Annotated in this window: 25 protein-coding genes; 16 read left to right on the forward strand and 9 right to left on the reverse strand. The window is 64.7% G+C overall.

From position 1 onward, the window contains the following. Positions 1–96: 96 nt before the first annotated feature. Positions 97–606 carry a DUF1203 domain-containing protein gene (locus AC07OO_RS08485; RefSeq protein WP_495081608.1) on the forward strand — a complete coding sequence of 170 codons (510 nt, stop codon included), beginning with the start codon at positions 97–99 and terminating at the stop codon, positions 604–606. Here the strand turns inward: AC07OO_RS08485 and AC07OO_RS08490 are convergent. The 3 genes from AC07OO_RS08490 to AC07OO_RS08500 form a co-directional block, all read right to left on the reverse strand. Then, complete coding sequence (locus tag AC07OO_RS08490; protein ID WP_495081609.1) at positions 603–1,145, reverse strand: metal-dependent hydrolase; 543 nt, start codon at positions 1,143–1,145, stop codon at positions 603–605. The two genes, AC07OO_RS08485 and AC07OO_RS08490, sit on opposite strands and share 4 nt — an antisense overlap. A 19-nt stretch (positions 1,146–1,164) precedes the next feature. Further along, positions 1,165–1,863 carry an alpha/beta fold hydrolase gene (locus AC07OO_RS08495; RefSeq protein WP_495081610.1) on the reverse strand — a complete coding sequence of 233 codons (699 nt, stop codon included), beginning with the start codon at positions 1,861–1,863 and terminating at the stop codon, positions 1,165–1,167. Positions 1,864–1,944: 81 nt separating this feature from the next. Beyond that, positions 1,945–2,727, reverse strand: coding sequence for a BAR domain-containing protein (locus tag AC07OO_RS08500; protein ID WP_495081611.1), 783 nt, complete (start codon positions 2,725–2,727; stop codon positions 1,945–1,947). Positions 2,728–3,063: 336 nt separating this feature from the next. Here AC07OO_RS08500 and AC07OO_RS08505 point away from each other — a divergent pair, with 336 nt between their 5' ends. Continuing rightward, on the forward strand, positions 3,064–5,121 hold the full coding sequence (locus tag AC07OO_RS08505) for a sensor histidine kinase (RefSeq protein WP_495081612.1): 2,058 nt from the start codon (positions 3,064–3,066) through the stop codon (positions 5,119–5,121). 42 nt (positions 5,122–5,163) lie between these two features. After that, entirely contained in the window at positions 5,164–5,940 is a 777-nt protein-coding gene (locus AC07OO_RS08510; RefSeq protein WP_495081613.1) for a LytR/AlgR family response regulator transcription factor, read from the forward strand. A gap of 22 nt (positions 5,941–5,962) precedes the next feature. Here AC07OO_RS08510 and AC07OO_RS08515 read toward each other — a convergent pair whose 3' ends face one another. Continuing rightward, positions 5,963–7,531, reverse strand: a complete 1,569-nt coding sequence (locus AC07OO_RS08515; protein ID WP_495081614.1) for a methyl-accepting chemotaxis protein — start codon at positions 7,529–7,531, stop codon at positions 5,963–5,965. A gap of 209 nt (positions 7,532–7,740) precedes the next feature. Between AC07OO_RS08515 and AC07OO_RS08520 the strand changes: the two genes are divergently transcribed. The 3 genes from AC07OO_RS08520 (at position 7,741) to AC07OO_RS08530 (ending at position 11,255) form a co-directional block, all read left to right on the forward strand. Next, positions 7,741–8,895, forward strand: a complete 1,155-nt coding sequence (locus AC07OO_RS08520; protein WP_495081615.1) for a DUF2855 family protein — start codon at positions 7,741–7,743, stop codon at positions 8,893–8,895. A gap of 87 nt (positions 8,896–8,982) precedes the next feature. Beyond that, a complete protein-coding gene (locus tag AC07OO_RS08525) occupies positions 8,983–9,735 on the forward strand; it encodes a metallophosphoesterase family protein (protein ID WP_495081616.1) in 753 nt (250 codons plus the stop codon). Further along, the gene (locus tag AC07OO_RS08530) at positions 9,732–11,255 is read left to right on the forward strand and encodes a serine/threonine protein kinase (RefSeq protein ID WP_495081617.1); all 1,524 of its coding nucleotides are present in this window, start codon (positions 9,732–9,734) and stop codon (positions 11,253–11,255) included. The genes AC07OO_RS08525 and AC07OO_RS08530 overlap by 4 nt, the downstream gene beginning before the upstream one ends. A gap of 12 nt (positions 11,256–11,267) precedes the next feature. Here AC07OO_RS08530 and AC07OO_RS08535 read toward each other — a convergent pair whose 3' ends face one another. Further along, positions 11,268–12,599 (reverse strand): aminopeptidase P N-terminal domain-containing protein, encoded by a 1,332-nt coding sequence (locus AC07OO_RS08535; protein ID WP_495081618.1) that lies wholly within the window; start codon positions 12,597–12,599, stop codon positions 11,268–11,270. 81 nt (positions 12,600–12,680) lie between these two features. Between AC07OO_RS08535 and AC07OO_RS08540 the strand changes: the two genes are divergently transcribed. The 6 genes from AC07OO_RS08540 to AC07OO_RS08565 all read left to right on the forward strand — a co-directional run bounded on the left by AC07OO_RS08540 (position 12,681) and on the right by AC07OO_RS08565 (position 16,534). Further along, entirely contained in the window at positions 12,681–12,878 is a 198-nt protein-coding gene (locus AC07OO_RS08540) for a LiaI-LiaF-like domain-containing protein (protein WP_495081619.1), read from the forward strand. Then, positions 12,879–13,907 (forward strand): serine/threonine protein kinase, encoded by a 1,029-nt coding sequence (locus AC07OO_RS08545; RefSeq protein ID WP_495081620.1) that lies wholly within the window; start codon positions 12,879–12,881, stop codon positions 13,905–13,907. It begins immediately after the preceding gene. Positions 13,908–13,957: 50 nt separating this feature from the next. Beyond that, positions 13,958–14,464 carry a GNAT family N-acetyltransferase gene (locus AC07OO_RS08550; RefSeq protein ID WP_495081621.1) on the forward strand — a complete coding sequence of 169 codons (507 nt, stop codon included), beginning with the start codon at positions 13,958–13,960 and terminating at the stop codon, positions 14,462–14,464. A 156-nt stretch (positions 14,465–14,620) separates the two neighbouring features. Then, complete coding sequence (gene queE, locus AC07OO_RS08555) at positions 14,621–15,256, forward strand: 7-carboxy-7-deazaguanine synthase (protein WP_495081622.1); 636 nt, start codon at positions 14,621–14,623, stop codon at positions 15,254–15,256. Beyond that, entirely contained in the window at positions 15,253–15,627 is a 375-nt protein-coding gene (locus AC07OO_RS08560; protein WP_495081623.1) for a 6-carboxytetrahydropterin synthase, read from the forward strand. Before queE ends, AC07OO_RS08560 begins: the two co-directional genes overlap by 4 nt. A 22-nt stretch (positions 15,628–15,649) precedes the next feature. Beyond that, positions 15,650–16,534 (forward strand): Rossmann-like and DUF2520 domain-containing protein, encoded by an 885-nt coding sequence (locus tag AC07OO_RS08565; RefSeq protein ID WP_495081624.1) that lies wholly within the window; start codon positions 15,650–15,652, stop codon positions 16,532–16,534. A 121-nt stretch (positions 16,535–16,655) separates the two neighbouring features. On the opposite strand, the gene AC07OO_RS08570 is transcribed toward AC07OO_RS08565, so the two are convergent. From AC07OO_RS08570 to AC07OO_RS08585, 4 genes are all read right to left on the reverse strand, one after another. Next, on the reverse strand, positions 16,656–18,047 hold the full coding sequence (locus AC07OO_RS08570) for a glycerophosphodiester phosphodiesterase family protein (protein WP_495081625.1): 1,392 nt from the start codon (positions 18,045–18,047) through the stop codon (positions 16,656–16,658). A gap of 261 nt (positions 18,048–18,308) precedes the next feature. Beyond that, a complete protein-coding gene (locus AC07OO_RS08575; RefSeq protein WP_495081626.1) occupies positions 18,309–18,893 on the reverse strand; it encodes a globin family protein in 585 nt (194 codons plus the stop codon). Next, positions 18,890–19,726, reverse strand: coding sequence for a phosphatase PAP2 family protein (locus AC07OO_RS08580; protein WP_495081627.1), 837 nt, complete (start codon positions 19,724–19,726; stop codon positions 18,890–18,892). Before AC07OO_RS08580 ends, AC07OO_RS08575 begins: the two co-directional genes overlap by 4 nt. Continuing rightward, entirely contained in the window at positions 19,726–21,276 is a 1,551-nt protein-coding gene (locus tag AC07OO_RS08585; protein ID WP_495081628.1) for a glycosyltransferase family 39 protein, read from the reverse strand. Before AC07OO_RS08585 ends, AC07OO_RS08580 begins: the two co-directional genes overlap by 1 nt. Before the next feature lie 56 nt (positions 21,277–21,332). Here AC07OO_RS08585 and AC07OO_RS08590 point away from each other — a divergent pair, with 56 nt between their 5' ends. From AC07OO_RS08590 to AC07OO_RS08605, 4 genes are all read left to right on the forward strand, one after another. After that, a complete protein-coding gene (locus AC07OO_RS08590) occupies positions 21,333–21,587 on the forward strand; it encodes a cysteine-rich CWC family protein (RefSeq protein ID WP_495081629.1) in 255 nt (84 codons plus the stop codon). Then, on the forward strand, positions 21,547–21,795 hold the full coding sequence (locus AC07OO_RS08595) for a 4-oxalocrotonate tautomerase (RefSeq protein WP_495081794.1): 249 nt from the start codon (positions 21,547–21,549) through the stop codon (positions 21,793–21,795). The genes AC07OO_RS08590 and AC07OO_RS08595 overlap by 41 nt, the downstream gene beginning before the upstream one ends. A gap of 59 nt (positions 21,796–21,854) precedes the next feature. Then, the gene (locus tag AC07OO_RS08600; protein ID WP_495081630.1) at positions 21,855–22,442 is read left to right on the forward strand and encodes a hypothetical protein; all 588 of its coding nucleotides are present in this window, start codon (positions 21,855–21,857) and stop codon (positions 22,440–22,442) included. A gap of 99 nt (positions 22,443–22,541) precedes the next feature. Then, positions 22,542–22,910 carry a hypothetical protein gene (locus AC07OO_RS08605; protein ID WP_495081631.1) on the forward strand — a complete coding sequence of 123 codons (369 nt, stop codon included), beginning with the start codon at positions 22,542–22,544 and terminating at the stop codon, positions 22,908–22,910. Positions 22,911–22,920: the final 10 nt, after the last annotated feature.

A 22,920-nucleotide genomic window follows, 5' to 3' on the forward strand; every position in this document is an offset into this window, starting at 1 on the left:
GGTGTTCTTATCTTCTTTTTTGTTCACAAAGGTGGCCGCAATCATAGGTCCGAAAATGGCCAGCCAAACCGGATGGCCCGGCCTAGCATGCACACCATGACTACCGACACAAGCACCACCCCTCTCACCGCCATCCCCTACAAACTGATTCCCTTGCACGGCAGCTTTCTGACCCGCGCGCGCGGCCAAGGACTGGACGACCAAGGCCAGACCGTGGAGCGCCATATCGCCAGCGGCGGCGAGCCCTGCCGCGACGTGCTGCGCCGCGCACAACCCGGTGAAGCCATTCTCCTGGCCAGCTACTGCCCCTTTGAACTGGCTACGCCGTACAAGGAGTTTGGCCCAGTCTTTGTGATGGCCGATGCGCTACCGCCATCGGCGCCTCAGGCCGGCAGCCTGCGCGCGCTGATGGACAATGGCTACTTGGCCGAGCAATTTGTGCTGCGCGCCTATTCTGCGGCCGAGCGCATTGTGGACGGTGTCGTCGTCACCCGCGAACAGGCCGAAGGCCGTTTGCAAGACATGCTGCGCCGGAAGGACGTAGCCTTTGTACTGACCCGTTTCCCGGGCTACGGCTGCTACGCCTGCCGCATTGAGCGGGCTTAGCCAGGCAATGCGGCTCGGCGTGGCCTACGCAAGGCCCACAGCACCAGCCCCACCAGGGTGGCCGGCAACCACACCCATAACAATTCGGACTGCAAGACCTGCCACCCCCTGGCGCTGAGGACGCGGCGCAGGCTTAGCGGCGACACCTCAATGACCTGCCAGGGCGCAAACACCCGCATGTCCGACAGCGGCCACCCCAGCGCCACGCCCATGCCGCCATTGGTGAACATGTCCAACAGACCATGCGATGCGGCGCTCACACCCACGTACACAAATGCCGCGCGGCGGCTGGCGCGCAGTTGCGGGGCACAGGCCATGGCAACCAAGCCCAACAATAGGGCGAACAGCAACGAATGGCTGGCGCCCCGGTGTCCGAAAGCATCGGCATACGCCACATGCAAGCGAAAGGCGAGCACGTCCAGATCCGGCAGGATAGAGGCCACCACCCCAGCGACCAACAGGGGTTTGGAAATATGCCGCGCACCCAAACCCAAACCAAGGGCTAAGGGAACGGCGGCATGGGAGAGAATAGTGGGCATAAAGAGTGGGAGTTATTGCTTACATGGTCAGGCTGCGCAGAAAGCCCAGCACAGCTGTGGCAGCGAGGCGCGGGCAAGCTTGCAACAGTTGGTGCGGCCCGGCCAACTGCACCACAGTTGCGCTATTGAGGCTGGCCTTTACCTCGGCCGCCGCGCTGGCCGGTACCAGGAAATCCTGGCGGGCTTGCAGATACAGAACCGGCACCGTGGCCGCCGCCAGACGGGCGCGCACATCCACCTGCACCACCGCACGCAGCCGTGCGCGCAAGGCCGCATCGGACACCTGGGCCAGCGCCCGTAGCAGCGCAGCACGCAAGTCTGGCGTTGCATAGGTCCCCAGCATGACGGCCGCCTTCACCAAATCGGGTGCTGCCTTCAGCGGCATAAAAGGCAGCAAGCCGCTGAACACCGCCAGCGGCGGCCGTGGGTTGCGCACAAAGCTGCAGCACAGCACGACCCCAACCATGCCAGAAGGCGGTGCGGCACACAGCGAAGCCGCTATCGGGCCGGAAAACGATTCGCCCAGCACCACGAATGGGCCTCTGCGCGGCAACTGGGAGCGGACTAGCGCCTCCAGTTCTGCATATCCCATCGCCGCATCGTCGGGATAGCGCACGCATTGGGTTCTGCACAACGGGCCTAAGGCCTCCACAAAGGGGGCGAATAAATCGCCCGTTCCATCCATGCCAGGCAACAGGACCAGTGTGGGTTCTTGCATGCCCCAGTTCCTACCGCTTCCCACGCAGCGGGGTCAACGCGGGCGAGCCGGACGGGTCCGCGAGATCAATGGCCACAGAGATCAGCAAGGTGCAACGGACGCCACGCCGCCCACAATGTCCATGAGCCGGTTCAGCAACCAGGCCGTAACCCTGGCGCGGTTGAACAGCACATCACTGAGTGCCGCAAACGCCAGCGCCAGATAGCCCAGGTAGGCGAACCCGACGAAGTCGCTGAACACCAGCGTGTGCAGCCAGTTCTGGTTGAACAAATACAGATAGGCTGTCAGCGTGGCCGCGAACACCAGCACCACAGCGGCGGGCAGCAATTGGATGCCGGCTGCGGGCTTGCGCAGGGCCGCGACCAGCAGCATGGCGAAAACCAGTGCGTTGGTCCCGCTGAAGATGCGGAACTCCCGCAGCAATTTTCCCGCGGTTTCCAGATACTGTGTTTGGATCAGGTGGACCAGTCGCTCTTGCGCCTGGCTTGCGGAGACCAGCCAGCCCTCAATACCTTCGCGCACGCGGGTTTCAACGCCTTTGCGGCAGGTGCAACTCAGGTCCTGCATCTCGGCCACCACGGCGGCAACGCGGGCTGGCAATTGTTCGGCCAACTGTCGCTTGAGCACGGCGATCTCCTCACCATGTGCCTTGGCCAGGCGCTCGGCCCGCCCAGCCAGGAATTTGCTATCCAGAGCGGTGATCTTTTCGTGCACACGCTGCTCCACCTGTTGGCGTAGCAAATCCTTGGTCACGCGCTCGACAAAGCCGGGGCTGGCGTACGACGCGGCGAACACGCCGCCAAAGACCAGCATGCCCAGCAATGCCAAGCCCATAACCACGTTCCGCAACCACGATCGCTGCATGTTCAAACCTCCCCATCGGCCGTTGTGGCCTGCCACAAAGGATGTGGCAGCGCATTGTTCCCATGGTTACAAAAACCTGGCGCTAGCCCTCGTCATATCTATGCAATTTGCTACAAAAATAGTAGCGAATAGGCTATCAACCCCTGCAAACTTGATGCGCATTGTGCATCGCTTTACCGCACCAAGGCTGCGCCCAGGGGTGCCCATTCATGCCCCGGATTCTGCAATCCGTCCCTTGGCGCTGGCAGGGCGGGCGCACAGGCCCTATTCTGCGACCTATGGCGTATCGGCCCCGGCCTGCGCCCTTCCCCACAATCTGCAACGGGCACCCGCACCATGTTCAAAGCGATCGGCAACCTTCTGTACAAAACCCCCTGGTGGGCTCTGCTGCTGGCCGGCATGCTCACGCTGCTGCTGCTGGTGATGTCAGCGCTGCCGGTGCAGGTCATCCACCTGGTCGATAGCGCGGGCACGCCGGCCGAGCGCCGCGCCGTGCAGCAGGAGGTCGAGCAGGTGATCGGCAACCGCTTCCTGGACCTGGCCCAGGGCGTGGTCAGCACCATCAAGGAGCGCAGCAAAGACCCCGAACGCCAGCGCGAGATGGAACGGGCCCTGGCCCAGATCGAACGCGCGCGCAGCGAGCTGGCCCGCTCCGCCGATGCCCGCTCGCTGGACCGGGCGCAAGAGGCGGCCGAGTCGGCAATGGAAGCCGCCAGTGACGCAGCCGAAGCGGCCTTGGAGGCTGCTGTCGATGCGCGTGAGGCTGTGCAGGAGACCCAGGCCGAGGCCTTGGAGCGCCTGCGAGATAAAGGCCTGGACATCGCCGCCGCGCGCAAGTCGTTCGAGGTTTTGCTGGCTTCCGCGCGCGACAACGAGAACGCCGCCCGCGAGGCGCTGGCCGCCATCCACAAGGCCCAGCACGAAGCATCGTTGGCGCCGCAGACGACGACAGCCGTGCCTGCACCACCGGCCCTACCCAAGCCCCCCGTCGTGCCCACGCCGACCCACCCCGCGCCGGCGATCGCCTTGCTGCCTCATCCACCGCCGGCCGTGGCGCAGCTGCCGGATGGGGATAACGGGCGCACGGTGGCCGTGCTGTCGCCGGAACGCAAGGACAGCATCCAGACCAAAGTCCGCGGCGACGTGACCCGGGTGGCCGTGGGCTCGGCGCTGCTGTTGGCCTTCATACCGCTGTTCCTGGTCTTGCTGATCACCAAGTTCTTCCTGGGTCGGTCGCGCCGCGCCCTGGCCCTGGCCGAGCGCAAGACCCGCGAGGCGGAGCTGAGCGATGTCAGCCGCCAGGTGACCGAGGCACGCCTGCAGACCTTGCAGGCCCAGGTCGAGCCGCACTTCTTGTACAACACGCTGGCCAATGTGCAGGCCTTGAACGAGGTGGACCCGCCCGCCGCCAACCAGATGGTCGGCCACCTGATCCAATACCTGCGCTCCTCCTTGCCCAAGATGCGCGAGAGCAGTTCCACCGTGGGGCAGGAGCTGGAATTGGTGCGGGCCTACCTCAACATCCTGCAAATGCGCATGGGCGAGCGCCTGGCCTTTTCCATCACGGCACCCGATGATTTGCTAGCCTATGCCTTCCCGCCAATGATGCTGCCCTCGCTGGTGGAGAACGCCGTCAAGCACGGCCTGGAGCCCCAGCGCGAAGGCGGCCGCATCGACATCGTCTTCCAGCGTGTGCAGCAAGCCGACGGCGAGACCCTGCAAGCCGTGGTCACCGACACGGGCAAGGGCCTGTCGGATGAGCCCAGCCAAGCCAACGGTGGTGGCGTGGGCCTGAGCAATCTGCGCGAGCGTCTGGCCGCACTGTATGGCGCACGGGGGCACTTTACGTTGGCATCCCACACACCCAAGGGCGTTGTGGCGACGCTGGAGGTGCCGCTGCAGTCGGTCGCTGCCTATCAGGCCTCGCAGCCCGAAAACTGGGCACCGGCTGCCACTGCACCGCAAGCGGCAGCGGTCGCAGCACCCACCGGCTGGCGCAGGCTGTGGCATGCCACCAGCAAGACACACAGCCTGTGGGCCCGCCTGCTGGCCCGCACCTTCCTGGCGCTGATCGTGGTCTTGTTGGGTGTGCTGGTGGTGGGCTTTTTGGCCCTGGTGACCGGCTGGCTACCGGTCGTCGTGGGTGATGTGCAGTTGGACGGCATCGAGAGCCTGGCCATCGGTTCGGTCGGCCTGTTGATCGGCTTTGGCGCCTGCGCGTTGGCCGTTACCGTGGTACTGGCCGTGGTGTATGGGTTGGGCTTCATCCTGGCGGGCTTGATGGTGTTCATTCCCACCGTGATCCTGCTGGCGCTGTTCCCTTTCCTCGCGCCCTTTGTGCTGATGGTGCTGGGCCTGTGGTGGCTGGCGACCCGGTCGCGCCGGGCTTCGTAAGCCAAAGAAACAGTTCGAACCCAGGCAACAATGCGCACCACCATGCCAGCAAACTACACCGCCGTCATCGCCGAAGACGAACCCATTCTGCGGGCCCAGCTCAAGGCCAAGCTGGCCCGAATGTGGCCCGAGCTCAGCATCGTCGCCGAGGTGGGCGATGGCGAGGCCGCGCTGGAGGCCATCGACACGCACCGGCCGCAGCTCGCCTTTCTGGACATCCAGATGCCGGAGATGACCGGGGTCGAAGTGGCCAAGAGCCTGGCGGCCAACCACGACCTGCGTTGCCACATCGTGTTTGTCACCGCCTTTGACCACTACGCGGTGGAAGCCTTTGATGCCAATGCGGTGGACTATGTGCTCAAGCCCTATTCCGACGAACGCCTGCTGGCGGCGGTGGGCAAGCTGCAAGAGCGCCTGGCCCTGGTGCCCGCGCCCACGCAAGATCTGGAGGCTCTGGTCGCCCGGCTGTCCGCCCAGCTCAAACCCGATGCCCAGCGCCTGAACTGGATCAAGGCCAGCGTGGGTAACCAGTTGCGGCTGATTCCGGTGGACGAGGTCTTGTTCTTCCAGTCCGATGAAAAGTACACACTGGTCGCCACCCAGGCGCTGGACGCGCTGATACGCACGCCCATACGCGAAATTCTGGATGGGCTAGACGGCGACGCGTTTTGGCAGATCCACCGCTCCACCATCGTCAATGCGCGGGCCATTGAATCCGTCTCACGGGACTTCCGGGGCCAGGCCACCGTCAAAATCAAGGGCCGGCCAGAGAATCTGGTGGTGAGCCGCCCCTTCTCCCACCTGTTCAAGCAGATGTAGGACGGTGGCCTGCGCCGGGCCCCTAGCGCAGGGCCAGCGCGCCGCCGTCTTCCAGGCGGAATACCGACACGGCCTGCACCAGGTCCTGCGCCTGCGCCTGCAGGCTGCTGGCCGAGGCCGCCATTTCCTCGACCAGGGCCGCGTTCTGCTGGGTCACATGGTCCATCTGGGTGACGGCATCGCCGATCTGGGCAACGCCCGCTGCCTGCTCACTGCTGGCCGAGCTGATCTCGCCCATGATGTCGGTAACGCGCTTGATGCTGCCCACCACCTCGGTCATCGTGGCACCGGCCATGTCCACCAGCTTGTTGCCCTGGTCCACGCGCTGCACGCTGTCGTCAATGAGTTTCTTGATCTCCTTGGCGGCCTCGGCCGAGCGGCCGGCCAGGCTGCGCACCTCGCTGGCGACCACGGCAAATCCACGGCCCTGCTCGCCAGCGCGAGCGGCCTCCACGGCGGCGTTCAAGGCCAGAATGTTCGTTTGAAAGGCAATGCCGTCGATGACACTGATGATGTCGGCGATCTTCTTCGAACTCTCGTTGATGCCCTTCATTGTCTCCACCACCTGGTCCACGACCTTGCCGCCCTGGATGGCCACCGACGATGCCGTCATCGCCAACTGGTTGGCCGTACGGGCGTTGTCGGCATTCTGGTTGACGTTGGAGCTCAGTTCTTCCATGGACGCGGCAGTCTGCTGCAGCGCGCTGGCCTGGCTTTCGGTGCGTGACGACAAATCCAGATTGCCCTGCGCGATCTCGGCGCTGGCCGTGGACACGGTGTCCGAACCGCGGCGCACGTTGTGCACCACCTGGACCAAGGCGCTCTGCATGTCCTGCAGAGCTTGCAGCAATTGTGCGATTTCGTTCTTGCCCGTGCTGTCAAAGCGCACCCCCAGGTTGCCCGCCGCCACGGCGCGGGAAATGCCCACGGCTTGCACAATGGGCCGGGTGATGGAGCGGATGATCCACAGCGCCATCAGCACACCCACCACCAGGGCGATGGTGACGGTGCCGCCAATCACCACCGACATGCTGGCCGCGGCGGCCTGGGTCGCGCCGGTGGATTGGTCCAGCAAAGCGTCCTGGTATTTGAGCAGGCCATCGAGCGCATCGAAATAGGCTTTTTGTGCCGGCCGCACCTTGTCCAGCAGCATGGCCTTGGCCTCAAACACCTGGCCATCGGCGGCCAGTGTCGTGGTCTCGGCCTCCAGCGGGTCGTAGATAGCGCGGGTCTGGCTGACCTTGGCCAGCACCGCCTTGCCTTCGTCGCTGGTGATCTGCTCGCCCAGGGTCTTCAGGCGCTCGCCAATGCGCTTGCGCGCGCCTTCGACGCGGCTGCGCTCCTTCAGGATTTCGGCGGTGTCGCTGATCATGATCATGTTGCGCACGGCTTCGGCGATCAGTGTCACATCGCCTTTGATCTCATTGGTCAGCACGATCTTGGGAATGCGTTCGGAGACCACCTGGGCGAACAAGCCGTTCATCGCTGACACCTTGAACTGCGCCACCGCGCCCATGAAGGCAATCAACAGGCCCAGTATTCCGAAGCCCAAGACCAAGCGGGTGGAAATGCGCATGTCGTCGATTTTCATGGGGCACCTGTCTCCGTATCGTTATGGGAGCCACCCCAAGCAAGGCGGCCTGCGTGATTGTGGGCAGTGTGGCAGAACTATCAAGTGTGGGAACCCACACACGGGTAAACCCGAGCCTGTCTACCCGCCCGCCCAGCCCGTCTGCCCGCTTGTCACACACGCGCCCGCCACGGCTTGTTGCGCCATGCGCTTTGCATTAAGGTGGTGGCATGAACACGACCATTGACACATCCACCATCACCGAACTGCTGGTCCGCAAGGACCAGCTTGGCACCACTGCGGTGCACACTGCCCCAGCACCCGCCTTGGCCCATGGCCAGGTACGCGTGGGCATAGACCGCTTCGCATTGACCTCCAACAACATCACCTATGCCGCAATGGGCGATGCGATGCAGTACTGGCAATTCTTCCCGGTGGCAGACGACCCCCTGCGCGATGGCGCGCCCTGGGGCCGCATTCCCGTGTGGGGCTTTGGCACGGTTCTGGACTCCCGCCACCCCGAAGTGACCGTGGGCGAGCGCCTGTATGGCTACTTCCCCATGTCCAGCGCGGTGGATCTGACACCCGCCAAGCTGTCGGCCACGTCCTTCTTCGACGGCGCACCCCACCGTGCAGCCTTGCATGCCGTCTACAACCAGTACATGCGCTGCGCGACGGACCCTTTCTACACACCGGGCAGCGAAGACGTACAGGCCCTGCTGCGCCCGCTGTTCATCACCTCGTGGTTGATTGACGATTTTCTGGCCGACAACGACTTCTTTGGCGCCACGGCCAACCCGGCGCAGCCCGCGCTGCTGTTGCTGTCCAGCGCGTCAAGCAAGACCGCCTACGGCACGGCCTTTCAGCTGGCGCAGCGCGCCGGTGTCGAGGTTGTGGGTCTGACATCCCCCGGCAATGTGGCGTTTTGCGAAGGCCTGGGCTGCTACCACCGCGTGCTGACCTACGACCAACTGGAGCAGATCGCGCCCGATGCGTCCAGCATTTATGTGGACTTTGCTGGCAATGCGGGCTTTCGCAAGGCGCTGCACACGCACTGCAAGGGTTTGGTCTACAGCAGCTCCATAGGCGCTACCCATGTGGCCGATATGGGTGGCGCCAAGGACGTGCCCGGCCCCAAGGCCACACTGTTCTTTGCGCCCGCGCAAGTCAAGAAACGCAGTGCCGATTGGGGCCCGCAGGGCCTGGGCCAGCGCCTGGTGCAGTCGTGGCAAGCCTTTACCGCGCGGGTCACCGACGCCAAGGCGCCTTGGCTACGGGTAGAACACCACCACGGTACCGCCGCCGTGCAGGCCGCCTACCAGCAGGTGCTGGGCGGCAAGGGCGATCCGCGGCTGGGCCATATGCTCTCCCTCGCGCAAACTTAGGCCTGCCGCTGCAAACTTGGCGTCAGTCAAATGCGGCATGATGGCGTAAAGGCCTTCAACCCGAGAGGTCCGTGAATAGGGAACTGTGTGCGTATCGCTTTGCTGTCCGACATCCATGCCAACCTGCACGCGCTAGACGCCTGCCTGGCCCACGCCCGCACGCAGCAGGCCGAGCGCTTTGTATTCCTCGGCGACATGGTGGGCTATGGCGCCGAACCAGGCGCCGTGGTGGACCGCATCATGCAACTCATGGACGGGGGAGCGCTGGCCATCCAGGGCAACCACGATGCCATGGCCGTCACGCCACCGCTGGAGGTCAAAACCGTCGGCGATAGCACCGCCGCCTGGACCCACCGCCAGTTGATGCCAGACCAGCGCGACTGGATCAGCCGCCTGCCGCTGACCGCGCAAGACGGCCAGGCCCTGTTCGTGCACGCCAGTGCGAATGAGCCCCAGCAGTGGCACTATGTCTACGATCCCCGCGCCGCGCAGGACAGCCTGCAGGGCGCCAGTGCCTGGCCTGGCGTGAAATATGTGTTTGGTGGCCATGTGCATTTCCAGACCCTGTACTACAAGGGCGCAGGCAAAGCATTGATGCCCTTCACGCCACAACCCGGTGTAGCCATACCCGTGCCTTCGCACCGCCATTGGGTGGCCACCGTGGGCTCCGTCGGGCAGCCGCGCGACGGCAATACCGACGCCATGTACTGCCTGTTCGACACCGAGCGGGCCCAGCTCACCTTCCACCGCGTGCCGTATGACCACCTGGCGGCCGCGGCCGCGATCCGCAAGGCGGGGCTGCACGAATTCTTCGCCGACCGCCTGGAGCGCGGGCGATGAAGCTGCTGGAGCCGGGAGCTGTCGTTGACGGCTTCACCGTGGACGACTGTCTCCACGCCGGCGGCATGGCCCACATCTACCGCGTGCACTATGCCGATGGCGCGGCCGACCCGGGCTTTGCGATGGCCATGAAGGTGCCGCGCATGGCTGCAGGCGACGGTGCGGAGAACATTGTCAGTTTCGAGATCGAATGCCAGATTCTGCAGGTGCTGCAGGGCCGCCACGTGCCACGCTTTGTGGCCGCGGGCGACCTGAGCCGCCTGCCCTACCTGGTCATGGAATACATACCCGGCGAGACGCTGGAGCACTGGCTGCACCCCGAGGCGCCGCCCAGCGTGGAGCAGATCGCCAAGCTGGGCACGGCCATGGCGCGCGCCGTGCACGCCCTGCACCAGCAAAACACCGTGCACCTGGACCTGAAACCCGCCAATGTGCTGTTCCGCGACGATGGCAGCGCCGTGCTGCTGGACTTTGGCCTGTCCTGCCATGCGCACTACCCCGACCTGTTGGCGGAGCAATTGCGCAAGGCCGTGGGCTCGCCCGCATGGATGGCGCCCGAGCAGGTGGTGGGCGTGCGTGGCGACCCGCGCAGCGATATTTTTGCCCTGGGCGTCATGCTGTACCAGCTGTGCACCGGCGAATTGCCTTTTGGCGAACCGGTGACGCAGGGCGGCCTGCGCCAGCGCCTGTGGATGGACCCGGTGCCGCCGCGCAAGCACAAGGCCCTGCTGCCCGAATGGCTGCAGGAGGTGGTACTGCGCTGCCTGGAGCCCGAAGCCGTGCGGCGCTACCCCTCAGCGGCGCACCTGGCCTTCGATCTGTCGCACCCCACACAGGTAACGATCACCGCCCGTGGCCGTAGCGCCAGCGGCACACCCCTGGCCACGCATCTCAAACGCTGGTTCAAGGCCGCCGGCATGCACTACAAGCCCAGCCCCATCCCAGCGCAGCGCGTAGTGGAAGAGGTGCCCATCGTCATGGTGGCCGTGCCGCACCAGGATGCCAGCGACGCCACGCTGTACTCGCTGCGCCAGGCCGTGGCGCGCAGTTTGGGCACGCGGCCCGGCGCGCGGCTGGCCTGCCTGACCGTGGTCTCACCATCGCTGAGCAGCAGCACGGACGACACGCACAGCGAAACCAAGCTCCACCGCCACCACCTGAACCGCTTGCGCCAGTGGGCCCAACCCTTGGACCACCCCGGCCACCAGACCTCATACCACGTGCTCGAATCGGGGGACGTGGCGCAGGCCCTGCTGGAGTACGCCCGTAGCAACGCCGTCAGCGTCATCGTCATGGGCGCGGCCACGCACGGCCTGAAGACCCGGCGCTTCATTGCCACCGTGCCCATCAAAGTGGCGATGGACGCGCCCTGCACCGTGGTGCTGGTCAAGCAGACGCTGCCGTTTGCGTTGCTGGGTGCAGTCGAAGCCGAGGCCGAAGACACCGTTGCGGCGGGTTTCTCCGACTCCGACCCCGAGGCCAGTACCGTGTTCGGCGATAACCTAGGGCCGCTGGGCTGAAGCGAACTGCGTCTAGGGCTGGGCTTTAGGCCTTGTCGCCATCCAGCGTTCAATGGCCTCTGCCGTGCGCGGCAATCCGTCGGACAAATAGCGGGCACCAGTCTCGGTGACAACCACCTCGTCTTCGATGCGCACGCCCAGCTTCTTTTCGGGGATGTAGATGCCGGGCTCCAGCGTGATGACCATGCCAACTTGCAAAGGCTCGTGGTAGGCGCCTGCGTCATGCACATCCAGACCCACGAAGTGGCCCAGGCCGTGGATGAAATAGTCGCCGTACCCCGCGTCGTCCACCACTTTGCGCGCGGCCTTGTCCAGGTCTTCAAACACCACGCCAGGTTTCACCAAGGCCAGGGCAGCCTGCTGCGCCTTCAGCACCACGTCGTACACCTTGCGCTGCTCGGCCGTGAACTTGCCATTGACCGGCAAGGTACGGGTGATGTCGCTGGCGTAGTGGGCGTATTCGGCGGCCATGTCCATCAGCACCAGCTCACCGTCTTGCATGACCCGCTCACTGCGCGGGTAGTGCAGGATGGTGGAGTTGTCCCCCGAGCCCACGATGCTGTCATAGGCGTTGCGGCGGCTGCCCGCGCGCCGCCAGATGCGTTCGGCCTCGGCACGCACGGCGGCCTCCGTTGCTCCGGGGCGCACCAGCTGCCAGGCGGCCAAGTGGCCTTCTTCGCTGATGCGGATGCCCCGCTGCATCAGCGCCAGTTCTTCCGCATCGTGCTTGGCACGCATTTGCGCCAGCGCCCAGCCCAGGGTCTTGGTGGACACGCCAGGAATCTTGCCCTGCACCTTGCCATAGACCTCCAGGTCCTTGGGCTTGCCCTCGCCGCCCATGGGGATGCTCACTTGCCACAGCGTGGGTGAGCGGCCGGCCAGGCCTGTCAACGTGCCCATCAGGGAGCCGGTGCGCAGGATTTTTTCAAAGCCGTACTTGGCCCGCAGGGCGGCGGCGATGGGCTCGCGCTCGCCGGTCCAGCGTTCGGCCTCAGGGTCGCGGCTGGGCAGGAATAAAAACTCTTTATAGGTCCGCTCCTTGGGGGCCAACACCAGCACGGCCCCCTTTTCCTCCACGCCGGTCAGGTAAAAGAAATCGCCCGACTGGCGGTAGCCCGCATAGTCTTCTTCGCCCTGGGCGTAGACCACGGCCACGCCTTCACCGCCCATGGCCTTCATCAGCGCGGCGCGGCGGGCCGCGTAGACGCTGGTGGCTTGCGCCTGGTGGGGTTCGCTCAAGGTGGGAATCGATGGGTCAGCCGCCTGGGCGGTTGTAGCCAGACCGAGTGCACACAGGCACAGGGCTGCGAGGAAGGTGTTGACATGCAAGAAGGCTTGTTTCATGCGCGCATTCTAGGAGCGCCCGCCCGCGCCCAAACCTTGCGACAATGCCGCTTCCATCTATTTGCAAAAAAGGGACTCACTATGCGAGGTAATGTTGCAGCGATCGCCTTGGTTCTGTTCGGCTCGTTTTTCCTGCTCAGCAACCTGGGCCTGATCAACGTCAGCCTGGCCGAGCTGTTCCGCACCTGGTGGCCGGTGATTCTGATTGCGGTGGGACTGTCCATGTTCTTCATGCCCCGCGACGGCCACCACAACAGCAGCGACAACAAAAAGGACTGAATGCCCCATCCCTTCGAGGCGCTAACCCCTGACCTGGTGCTGGATGCCTTGGACAGCGTGGGCCTGCGCGGCGATGGCCGGCTAACGGCCCTGTCATCGTATGAGAACCGCGTCTACCAGGTGCAGCTGGAAGACGGTAGCGCCGTCGTGGCCAAGTTCTACCGCCCCGAGCGGTGGACGGACGCACAGATCCAGGAAGAGCATGACTTCGCCGCCGAGCTGATGGCGGCCGAGGTGCCCGCCATTGGACCGCTCAGGCTGATGGATAAGACACTCCATCACTTTGGTGGGTTTTCCTTCAGTGCCAGCCCGCGCCGCGGCGGGCGCCCGCCCGAACTGGACGATGGTGAGGTGCTGGAGTGGATAGGCCGCTTCCTGGCCCGCATCCACACCGTAGGCGCCGCCAAGCCCTTTGCCCACCGCCCGCAACTGGATGTGCAAAGCTTTGGCGTTGAGCCCATGCAATGGCTGTTGGAGCACGACAAAATTCCGCTGGACGTGCAATCCCGCTGGAGCAAGGTTTGCCAGGGCGCTATTGATTTAGCAGCATCTCATGCAGCGTTGGCGAGGGCTAGCGGCCAGAATGGCATAAACGACTCTGGCATCAGCCTGCTGCGCCTGCACGGCGACTGCCACCCCGGCAACATCTTGTGGACCCCCACCAGCGCCACCGCGGCAGCCGGCCCCGGCCCGCACTTCGTCGACCTGGACGATGCCCGCATGGGCCCGGCGGTGCAAGATCTGTGGATGCTGCTCAGCGGCGACCGCAGCCAGCGCACCCGGCAACTGGGCGCCTTGGTCGATGGCTACGAGCAGTTCCGAGACTTCAACCGCGACGAACTGGCGCTGATCGAACCCCTGCGCACGCTGCGCCTGATCCACTACAGCGCCTGGCTGGCCCGCCGCTGGGACGACCCCACCTTCCCCGCCAACTTTCCGTGGTTTGGTTCCAGCGACTACTGGCAAGGTCAGGTACAGATGCTGGAGGAGCAGATCGAGGCGATGCAGGAAGAGCCGCTGGTGGTCTGATGGGTTGGTGATCGCACGTCGCCCGCCGCAAACCTTGCCATCCGAGCCCTATGAACGTCAACCTAGTCAATGAATCCCAGCACGAATCGCTCATAGACCTGCTCTGCGAGCTGCATGCCTACTACAACGCGGGTGCCGTCATCTCCCGGGAGTTGGTGCGGGATCACCTGGTCGAGAACCTACTGGGCACACAGTCGCCCCACCGCCTGGTTGTGGCATCACAAGACGATGGCCGCGTGCTTGGTTTGGCCGTCGTCACACTCGTCTACTCCGTCGTCGAGTTTGCCGCGGACAAGCGCCGCCATTGCCAGTTGAAGGAGTTGTATGTTCGCGCGTCCGAGAGAAGCCTGGGGGCGGGCAAGGCTCTGATGGTGTGGGTGGCGCAATACGCTGCAAGCCACGGCTGCGGGCGCATCGACTGGCCCGTCAAAGCGTCCAACACCCGTGGCATAGCCTTCTATGAAAGTCTTGGCGCAGAACGGGTGCTCGAACGGCTCAGCTACCGGTTGACCGAGCCCAGCCTGGGTGAACTCGCCAAGGAACGCTCCGTCGGTTAGCCCGAGATCCCCGTCTCCGCTAAAATACACCCTTGGCCCGCCGCTCCGACGGGCCTTGCATCCCTTGTTTTTCGGAGCCATGTAGAGGACTACCATGTACAAAAACCTCGTATCCCCCATCCGCGGGATGCACAGCCATGCGGGGCACAGCACCCCATGAGCTACCAGGTCAAGGAAATTTTTTACACACTGCAGGGCGAAGGCTCCAATGCCGGCCGGCCTGCGGTGTTTTGCCGCTTTGCGGGTTGCAACCTATGGAGCGGCCGCGAGCAGGACCGCGCCACCGCGGTCTGCAAGTTCTGCGACACCGATTTCGTCGGCACCGACGGCACGCTGGGCGGCAAGTTCGCCACGGCCGCCGATCTGGCCGCACGCATCGCCGCGCAGTGGCCCGATTCCGACACGGCCAACCGCTTCGTGGTGATGACGGGTGGAGAGCCGCTGTTGCAGGTGGACGCCGAGCTGATTGACGCGCTGCACGCCCAGGGCTTCCACATCGCGGTGGAGACCAATGGCAGCATCGCTGCGCCCGCCGGTATCGACTGGATCTGCGTCAGCCCCAAGGCCGGCTCTACCTGGGTGCAGCGATCGGGCCATGAGCTGAAGCTGGTGTGGCCACAGCCCGGCATTACGCTGGAGGAATGCGAGGCGGCCGACTTTGCCCACCGCTACCTGCAACCCATGGACAACCCCCAACGCGGAGCCAACACCGAGGCCTGCATTGCGCAGTGCCTGCAGCGCCCGGCCTGGCGCCTGTCCTTGCAAACCCACAAGATCACGGGCATACGATGAGCTACCCCCACAAGCGCTGCGAGATCAGCCAAAAGTTTTACTTCGACGCCGCGCACACCTTACGCCGCGAGATCGAGGCCGAGGGCAGCCGCCGCATCCACGGACATACCTACCATGCCGAAGTCAGCCTGTCCGGCCAGATCGACCCCGCTACCGGCATGGTGGTCGACCTGGGCCTGGTGCGTGCCGCCATCGAGCAACTGCGCCCGCGTCTGGACCACCACCTGCTCGACGAAGTGGAAGGCCTGGGCCCCGCCACGCTGGAGAACCTGGCCAGCTTCATCTGGCGCGCCATCGCCGAGCAACTGCCCGGTCTGACCCAGGTGCGCGTGTGGCGCGACGGCGTGGGCGATAGCTGCACGCTGCGCTAAGCACCACCCACAGCCCCGCACCATGGCCCACCACGACGACAGCCGCCTGCCCACGCTGAACATCGTGGGCGCCGGCCGCGTGGGCCAAACGCTGGCCAGCCTGTGGCACACACAGGGCACGTTTGTGATCCAGGATGTGCTGACCACGTCGATGACCAGCGCGCAGGCGGCGTGTGCCGTGATCGGCGCAGGGCAAGCTGTGGATCAGGTGCAGGCTATGCGCGCCGCCGATGTGTGGATGCTGGCGGTGCCCGACGCGCAGCTGGCGGCCTGTGCGCAAGCCTTGGCGGCTGCGTGGACTACACGCGGCACTGCAGCGGACACGACACAGCAACCCGCCAACGCGCCCACCGTCTTCCATTGCAGCGGTGCACAAGGTGCTGCCACACTCGCCCCGTTGCGCGCTTTAGGCTGGCGGGTTGCCAGTGCGCATTGCATCCTGAGTTTTGCGTCGGTGCCCGCTGCAATACAACAGTTTCCCGGCACGCCCTGCGCGCTGGAAGGCGATACAGCGGCCTGCGACGCACTGCGCCCCGCCTTCACGGTCATTGGAGCCCAATGCTTTGATGTCGCCAGCGAAGACAAACTGCTGTACCACGCAGCGGCGGTGTTTGCGACCAACTTTCTGCCCGTGCTGCAGGCCACAGCCGAAGACCTGTGGCAATCCACCGGCATGCCCGCCGAACTCATCCCCGCGCTGCGCACATCGCTGTTGCGCAACGCCGTGACCAACATCACCACACTAGGCCCACAGGCCGCACTGACTGGTCCCGCAGCGCGCGGAGACACGGCTGCCATTGCCCGCCAGGGTGCGGCGGTAACGGCATGGGACGCACCCACCGGCGCTGCCTACGAGGCCTTAAGTACGCTAGCCTTGCGACTGGCGCAACGCACACCCACCTCCTAGGAGTCTGGGCGGCGCAGCGTTCTGCGCAGGTAAAAGGAGGAGGCCGAAGGCCGGGGGACACGGAGCAGAACGCTGTGCCGCCCAGGCCCTCCCCGCGCTACACCTGTCTGAGCGAAGGCTCTTAGCGCCCGGTTTCCTTCAAGTACGTAGCCCGCGCCGCCACACCGGTATTTGCAAAGTCGGTAAACACGCCATCAATCCCAGCGCGGAAATAGACCAGGAACTCGGCCGCGGGGTCGCCACCGTACAAACCGGCCAGATACTTCTTCTCGTTACGGAAGGTATAGGTGTGCACGAACAGGCCGGCCTTGTGCGCGTCGCTGATCAGGCTGGTGGGCGTGACGCTGTTCACATCCGCCAAGATGGGCGCATAGGGCGTCGTACCGTTGGCGTTGGCGGCCTTCAGCGGCGACACCTTCAGCGACATCACTTGGGGCTTCCAGGGGCCGATGCCGTCGGCATAGGTCTTGATCTCGGCCAAGCCCGCAGGCGTCAACATGGCGTCGAAGTAGCGGCCATCGCCGGCTACGGTCCAGCTATAGGGGCGGCCGTCGACGAAGTTGTAGACATCATCGGTCTTGTAGACCATGCCGCCAGTCGCGTAATTCACGTCGTTGCCGTCGATCAACTGCACCATGCGGGTGTTGAGACCGGCGGCGCGCATGTACTTCAGGCTGTCCGGGTCAAAGCTCTGGACGAAGATGGGGGCTGTCTTGCTGTTGAGGTTGTTGTCCTTGATGAGCTTGATCAGCGCGTCTTCAAACGGGTGGTTGCCGCTGCCACAGCCGTTGGCCTTGGCCTGGGCGTTGTTCCACAGCGGGTTCTTGGTCTCGGGGTAGACGCTGATGGTGCGACCGGTGGCAGTGCTCTTGGCCTTGGCGATGTTGATGATCTCCTGCATGGTCAGTATCGGGTACTTGCCATTCAGGTTGGAGGGGCGCTCGCTGGCGGCGTCATACGTGGTGCCGCCGATCCATTGCTTGAGCTCGGCCACCGTGAAGTCGGTGATGGACCAGTCGCCGGTGTGGTCTTCACCATCCACCACCAGTGACTTCAGCACCGACGTGGGGTCGGCCGGGTTGGTCAGGTCGCTCAGGTATTGCGCCGGGCCGCCGTAGGTGGCCAGCGAGTACTTGACGTTGACCAGCACGCCGGGCACGGTGCGTTTGCGTGCGGCGACCGTCGCATTGGTCTGGGCCACGGTGGCGATATTGGTGTTGTCGCTGAGCCAGGGGTTGTGGCGCGCCACCAGCACGCAGTCCTTGGTCAGGTGCAGGTCGGTTTCCAGCGAGTCCGCGCCCACATCGGCGGCGGCCTCGTACGCGGGCTGGGTCTCTTCGGGGTACAGGCCCGGCAGACCGCGGTGGCCCAGCACCAGGGGGGCGTTGCCGTCCAGCGTCAAGAAGGGGGTTGGCACCACGCTGCCACCGCCACAGGCGGTCAGGCCCAGCGCGATACCGCCTGCGCCCAGCAGGCTCAGCCAAAAGAGTTTTTTATGAGGTTGCATTGCCATAGGTGAAAAGGTCTTCCGTGTCCAAGTTGGAGATCGGCTGGACCATAGCCCGGCAATGTGACAGTTGGACGACAGGGCATGCACTGCGGCCACTTCGGGATTCTTGGCAAGAACCCATGCGCTACACATTTAGTAGCTACACAGCCATATTCTACGAGGGCTATGTGGCATTTTTACTCTGACATGGCAGAGAAAGCTGTCAAAATACCCAAAAAAGGTATTTTGGAGACTCTGCGGGACCCTGGCTACCGCTGTGCTGGCTTAGCGGTCGCGTGGCGCCGTGACGCTGGGACGCTGCACACGCCGGTTGGTATCGACCGCAGCCCGGCGGTGGTAGCCCCGGTTGCCACCCAGATCGTGCGCGACGGCACGACGGCGCAGACGGCGTCGGTCGGTGGCTTGCTGCTGGCGGATCGCCACGGATGCGGCCGTCGTGCCCTCTTCGGCGCCGGCCAGCATCAGCCGCGTCATCGTGCCGAACACGGCCGTCCATGCCTCGCGCAGGGGTTGGGAGAAAAAGTCTTCGCCCAGCAGCTGCTCCAGCGTCTGGAACAGGGCGACTTCGAAATACGGATAGTGGTGGGCCTGCACGCCGCAGATGGCGTTGACGCGGCCAATCTGCATCAACAGCGGCGCGTGGGCATCCAGCTTGTGCATGCCCATGACGGCGCGGCCAAAGGTGCGCAGGACCATGCTGTCGCGGCCGTCCACATAGCCGGTATACAACGCCGTCAGCCAGGGGCGCTGCTCCAGCAGGTTGCGCTCGAACAAGGCCAGCGCCTGCTGGCGCTGCTCTTGCACCCGGCTCCAGGAGGCCTGCACCAGCGTGACTGCGTTTTGGTTCATGGTTGTTGTTCCTTTTGCGATGCCTCTGCGGGGTGGTCAGGCGCTGTTGTCCGCGCCCCGGCCGCCGCCCAATTCTGCCTGCCAAATGCATACAGCGAACCCGCCGTCAGCAGGGCCAGCACGTACTGTATCGGTTGATTTTCGTCAAAATCCTGCGCCTCGGTCAACAGCGTGTACACCGTTGCCACTAGCAGCACGGCGACCAGCCGCAGGCTCCAGTGCGAGGGCTGCAGATGCTGATTGCCCATGCAGGCCAGCAAGCGCGTGCCCAGCATGCCGGCCAGCAGGCCCAGGCAGAGGCCCACGGCCACATCACCCGGCCAATGCGCGCCCACGGCGATGCGCGACAGACCAGTGCCCGCCGCCAGCACAAACAGCCACAGGTGCTTGGCACGCCCCGCCACCGGCAGCGAGAAATAGATGGCACTGGCCACGGTAAAGGCCGTCAGGGTGTGGCCCGAGGGCATGGACACGTTGTGCAACAGTTCACCGACGATGCGCATCTGGTCGTTGTCCACCACGGCGGCCGGGCGCGGGCTCTCGATCAGGCCCTTGCCCACACGGGCGAACACCACGGCGAAGGGTGCGGCGCACAGCCAGGCCCACATCAATCGCGGGGCAAGTACCAGCAGCGGCGAGGTCAGCGCCAGCACGCCCCAGGCATTGCCCATCATCGACAAGCCGGTCCAGAAGGGTGCCGCCACCGGCGCGCACAGGCTGTTGATGAACACGAAGTTCGCCGGCTCAAAGCTATGCAGCCACAGGGGTGCGCCCAGTGCAAACAGCACGAAGGGCAGCAGCCACAGGCGAACAGAAATGGCGGGAACTTGCATCAGCGGGAAGCAGGAGAAGCGGCGGTGTCCAACAGCCGCGGTTGCGGCTGACCCGACCAATTATGGCAAGCATAAAAGCGAAAGAAAGCCACGTCGCGGCCCAGGCGCTGCACGGTTTGCGTCTCCAGCAGCGTGCAATCGGCAAAACCATGGCCCACACCCACCGGCGGCGCATAGCCCAGTTGGGACCAGTCCACCAGCAATGCGTCCCCGCCCTTGGCCAAGTCACCAGCCCACAAATCGAACTGGTCAAAGCGGTCTTCCAGCACCTGCACGGGCAAGGGCCGCGCATACCAGCCCAGGCGGCTGGCCAGCGTCCAGTTCTGTACGGCGACGCTGCGCAGGCCCTGCTGTTGGGCCAGGGCCGCGGCGCGTGCGCCGGCGGCGTCCCAGCCGTGCAGGTCGGCAAAGGGGTTGGAGGGGTGGGCGCTATTACCCTGGCCGCTGGTGCTGGTGAACACGGGCCAGCCGGCCGTCAGCATCAGGCCAAAGGCCAGCACGCAGAACAACGCTTGGCCGGCCACCAGGCTAACCACCAGCCAGCGGCGCCCGCGCTGCAGGGCCTGGGCCAGCCCTATGCCGGCAAAGGGCGCCAGCGCCACGCAAGCGGGCGCCGTCCAGTGCGGCAAGCTGGTGCCACCGCCCGAGAGATAGGCCAGTACGGCAAAGGGCAACATGAAAAACAGGCCCAGGCTGCGCACCCCGCTGCTACCGCGACGCCGCCAGCCCGACCAGCCCCATAGCAGCAGCGGCCCATAGACCAACAGCTGCACCACCAAAAACCGCAGCAGGTGGATGGCCTGCCAGCCACCACCGGCACCATGCTGCGCCTGGTAGGTAAACGATATCCAATGATTCTGGTAGTTCCAGTAGGCCACCGGCACGACCAGCAGCAGGGCCAGGGTCAAGGCCATCCACAGCCAGGCATTGCGCAGCAGCGCCAAGCCATGGGCGCGCAACAGGCAAACACCCGACGCCAGCGCCACAAAGATGGCCGTGTACTTGCTGAGACCTGCCAAGCCCAGCGTCAGGCCCAGGGCCAGCCAGGGGCCGGGGCGGCGCACGGCCTGGGCATCCATCAGGTCCAGCGTCCACCACAGGCACAGCGCCGTGAAAAACACCAGCAGCGTGTCGGGCAACAACCCGATACCCAGCACATGCAGCAACGGCGCCAGGGCCAGTACCAGCACCGCCCACAGGCCGGCTTGTCCGGGGAGCAAAGCGGGTTCACTAGCCATGGCCCGCAGGCGTTCAGCCAGACCATGCACCACCAGGGCGGTAGCCAGCCACAGCAGCTCGGGCACCAGGCGCAGCAGGCCGGTGGGTGCGCCCAGCGCCACCAAGGGCCATTGCGCCCAGCCCACCAGCGGCGGGTGGTCGAAATAGCTCCAGTCCAGATGCGCTGCATACAGGGCATAGTGCGCCTCGTCCACCGACAGGCCCAAAAGCGCACCCAGCGCGGCATGCAAAGCACACACCAACGCCAACACGCACAGCGTGGCGGGGCGCAAGGGGGAGGACGGAGCAAAAGGCAGGCGCAAAGACAGCATGGGAACGGTTGAAAACCCTCGCAGTTTAGACTGCGGGGTCCACGCAGAGAATCACCATGCCCGAAACACCCGCCCCCTCTCAAAGCGCCATTGACACCAGCCTGTGCCCCCTGTGCGGCCAAAGCAACCAGTGCGCCAACGAGGTGGAGCGGGTCACGGGCGTGCAACAAGGTCCCTGCTGGTGCACCACGGCGGTCTTCACACCCGACCTGCTGGCACGCGTGCCAGCCGAGGCACGCCGCCTGGCCTGCGTCTGCGCGCGCTGTGCGTCTGCGGCCGCGGCCGACACCAACACCCTATCCACCCACTGACACAAGGAGTCACACCATGCCCACCTACCACGTTGAAATGCTCGAAGGCCGCACGCTGGAGCAAAAGAAGAAGCTCGTCCAAGAAATCACGCGCGTCAGCGTGGAAGTGCTGGGCGGATCGCCCGAATCGGTCGACATCCTGATCACCGATGTCAAGCGCGAAAACTGGGCCACGGGCGGCCGGCTGTGGACCGAGCCGCGCGAGTAATCACCCCAAGCGCCCTCCGGGCGTCTACCATCGGCCAATCCGCAACCCACAAGGTCACTATGAAAATCCACCACCCTCTCATCGTGTCTTTGTGCCTGTTGCCTGCCTTGGCCTGGACCGCGGATGCGCCCAGCAAGCCGGGTACCACCGCAAACCCGGCGCCCGCGTTGCGCACGCCAGCGGCGATGCCCGGCGTACCTGAGATCAGCGCAGAGCAGGCCACCGCAGCCTTCTTCAGCTTGGCGCCACTGATGCAAGAGTTCGAGATCGCGGTACAACCCCTGGGCAGCCACTACGCGCCGTTCACGCAATGGGCGGGCAAAACCCGGCAGGAATTGCGCGCTCTGATCGATGCCGCAAAATTTGGCAAGACCAGTGGCGAAATCCTGCTGCTGAGCAACAAGGCCAAGCCCCAGTTTGAGAAGGCGATCAAGATTGCCAAGGCCATAGCGCCGCTGGACCCCGACATCCACTTTCTGAACAACCAGATCGCCATTGCTTCGGCCTGCCTGGCCAAGCGACAGGCGGCGCTGCAGCAGGCGGACGAAAAGGGCAAACAGGCGGTCCAGTTGGCAATGTCCGGCATGCCAACCACCGTGGCCTCGCTCAAGAGCCTGGTGGCCGATGCCAACGCTGCCTGCAGCTGATGCGGGGCACCCGTCTTCACAAACTTTTACAGACGTTCCGGCATCTTGCGGTCATCCGGTCCGGAACCGAGCGGCGTTGTAGTCCCATGGAGTCGTTCCATGCAGTCCAACCAAGAACCGGAGTTCCCCATGAAGATCAAGACACTTGTAGCCGCCGTTGCAATGACCCTGGCCGGCGTGGCGATGGCGCAGCCCTCTACCCCCAACCTGGACAAGCGCGAAGCCAACCAGCAGCAGCGCATTGACCAAGGCGTGGCCTCCGGCCAGCTCAACGCCAAGGAAGTCAACCGCCTCGACAAGCGCGAGGCCAAGCTGGCCGCCGATGAGGCTGCCGCCAAGGCCGACGGCAAGGTGACCCGCGCCGAGCGCCGCAAGCTGCAGCGCGAAGCCAACCGCGACAGCCGCGCCATCCACCGCCAAAAGCATGATGCGCAGACCGCTGCTACGGCAGCCGCCAACGGCAAATAAGCACTGACAA

Source organism: Rhodoferax sp. GW821-FHT07G04 (assembly GCF_059418585.1).

Excerpts from the sequence above, each read along its gene's own strand:
- queE (WP_495081622.1), top strand. The coding sequence starts at position 14,621 with ATGAGCTACCAGGTCAAGGAAATTTTTTACACACTGCAGGGCGAAGGC.
- AC07OO_RS08505 (WP_495081612.1), top strand. The coding sequence starts at position 3,064 with ATGTTCAAAGCGATCGGCAACCTTCTGTACAAAACCCCCTGGTGGGCT.
- AC07OO_RS08535 (WP_495081618.1), bottom strand. The coding sequence starts at position 12,599 with ATGAAACAAGCCTTCTTGCATGTCAACACCTTCCTCGCAGCCCTGTGC.
- AC07OO_RS08520 (WP_495081615.1), top strand. The coding sequence starts at position 7,741 with ATGAACACGACCATTGACACATCCACCATCACCGAACTGCTGGTCCGC.
- AC07OO_RS08575 (WP_495081626.1), bottom strand. The coding sequence starts at position 18,893 with ATGAACCAAAACGCAGTCACGCTGGTGCAGGCCTCCTGGAGCCGGGTG.
- AC07OO_RS08545 (WP_495081620.1), top strand. The coding sequence starts at position 12,879 with ATGCCCCATCCCTTCGAGGCGCTAACCCCTGACCTGGTGCTGGATGCC.
- AC07OO_RS08540 (WP_495081619.1), top strand. The coding sequence starts at position 12,681 with ATGCGAGGTAATGTTGCAGCGATCGCCTTGGTTCTGTTCGGCTCGTTT.
- AC07OO_RS08550 (WP_495081621.1), top strand. The coding sequence starts at position 13,958 with ATGAACGTCAACCTAGTCAATGAATCCCAGCACGAATCGCTCATAGAC.
- AC07OO_RS08485 (WP_495081608.1), top strand. The coding sequence starts at position 97 with ATGACTACCGACACAAGCACCACCCCTCTCACCGCCATCCCCTACAAA.
- AC07OO_RS08600 (WP_495081630.1), top strand. The coding sequence starts at position 21,855 with ATGAAAATCCACCACCCTCTCATCGTGTCTTTGTGCCTGTTGCCTGCC.
- AC07OO_RS08560 (WP_495081623.1), top strand. The coding sequence starts at position 15,253 with ATGAGCTACCCCCACAAGCGCTGCGAGATCAGCCAAAAGTTTTACTTC.
- AC07OO_RS08580 (WP_495081627.1), bottom strand. The coding sequence starts at position 19,726 with ATGCAAGTTCCCGCCATTTCTGTTCGCCTGTGGCTGCTGCCCTTCGTG.
- AC07OO_RS08565 (WP_495081624.1), top strand. The coding sequence starts at position 15,650 with ATGGCCCACCACGACGACAGCCGCCTGCCCACGCTGAACATCGTGGGC.
- AC07OO_RS08490 (WP_495081609.1), bottom strand. The coding sequence starts at position 1,145 with ATGCCCACTATTCTCTCCCATGCCGCCGTTCCCTTAGCCCTTGGTTTG.
- AC07OO_RS08515 (WP_495081614.1), bottom strand. The coding sequence starts at position 7,531 with ATGAAAATCGACGACATGCGCATTTCCACCCGCTTGGTCTTGGGCTTC.
- AC07OO_RS08590 (WP_495081629.1), top strand. The coding sequence starts at position 21,333 with ATGCCCGAAACACCCGCCCCCTCTCAAAGCGCCATTGACACCAGCCTG.
- AC07OO_RS08570 (WP_495081625.1), bottom strand. The coding sequence starts at position 18,047 with ATGGCAATGCAACCTCATAAAAAACTCTTTTGGCTGAGCCTGCTGGGC.
- AC07OO_RS08500 (WP_495081611.1), bottom strand. The coding sequence starts at position 2,727 with ATGCAGCGATCGTGGTTGCGGAACGTGGTTATGGGCTTGGCATTGCTG.
- AC07OO_RS08510 (WP_495081613.1), top strand. The coding sequence starts at position 5,164 with ATGCCAGCAAACTACACCGCCGTCATCGCCGAAGACGAACCCATTCTG.
- AC07OO_RS08495 (WP_495081610.1), bottom strand. The coding sequence starts at position 1,863 with ATGCAAGAACCCACACTGGTCCTGTTGCCTGGCATGGATGGAACGGGC.
- AC07OO_RS08530 (WP_495081617.1), top strand. The coding sequence starts at position 9,732 with ATGAAGCTGCTGGAGCCGGGAGCTGTCGTTGACGGCTTCACCGTGGAC.
- AC07OO_RS08585 (WP_495081628.1), bottom strand. The coding sequence starts at position 21,276 with ATGCTGTCTTTGCGCCTGCCTTTTGCTCCGTCCTCCCCCTTGCGCCCC.
- AC07OO_RS08605 (WP_495081631.1), top strand. The coding sequence starts at position 22,542 with ATGCAGTCCAACCAAGAACCGGAGTTCCCCATGAAGATCAAGACACTT.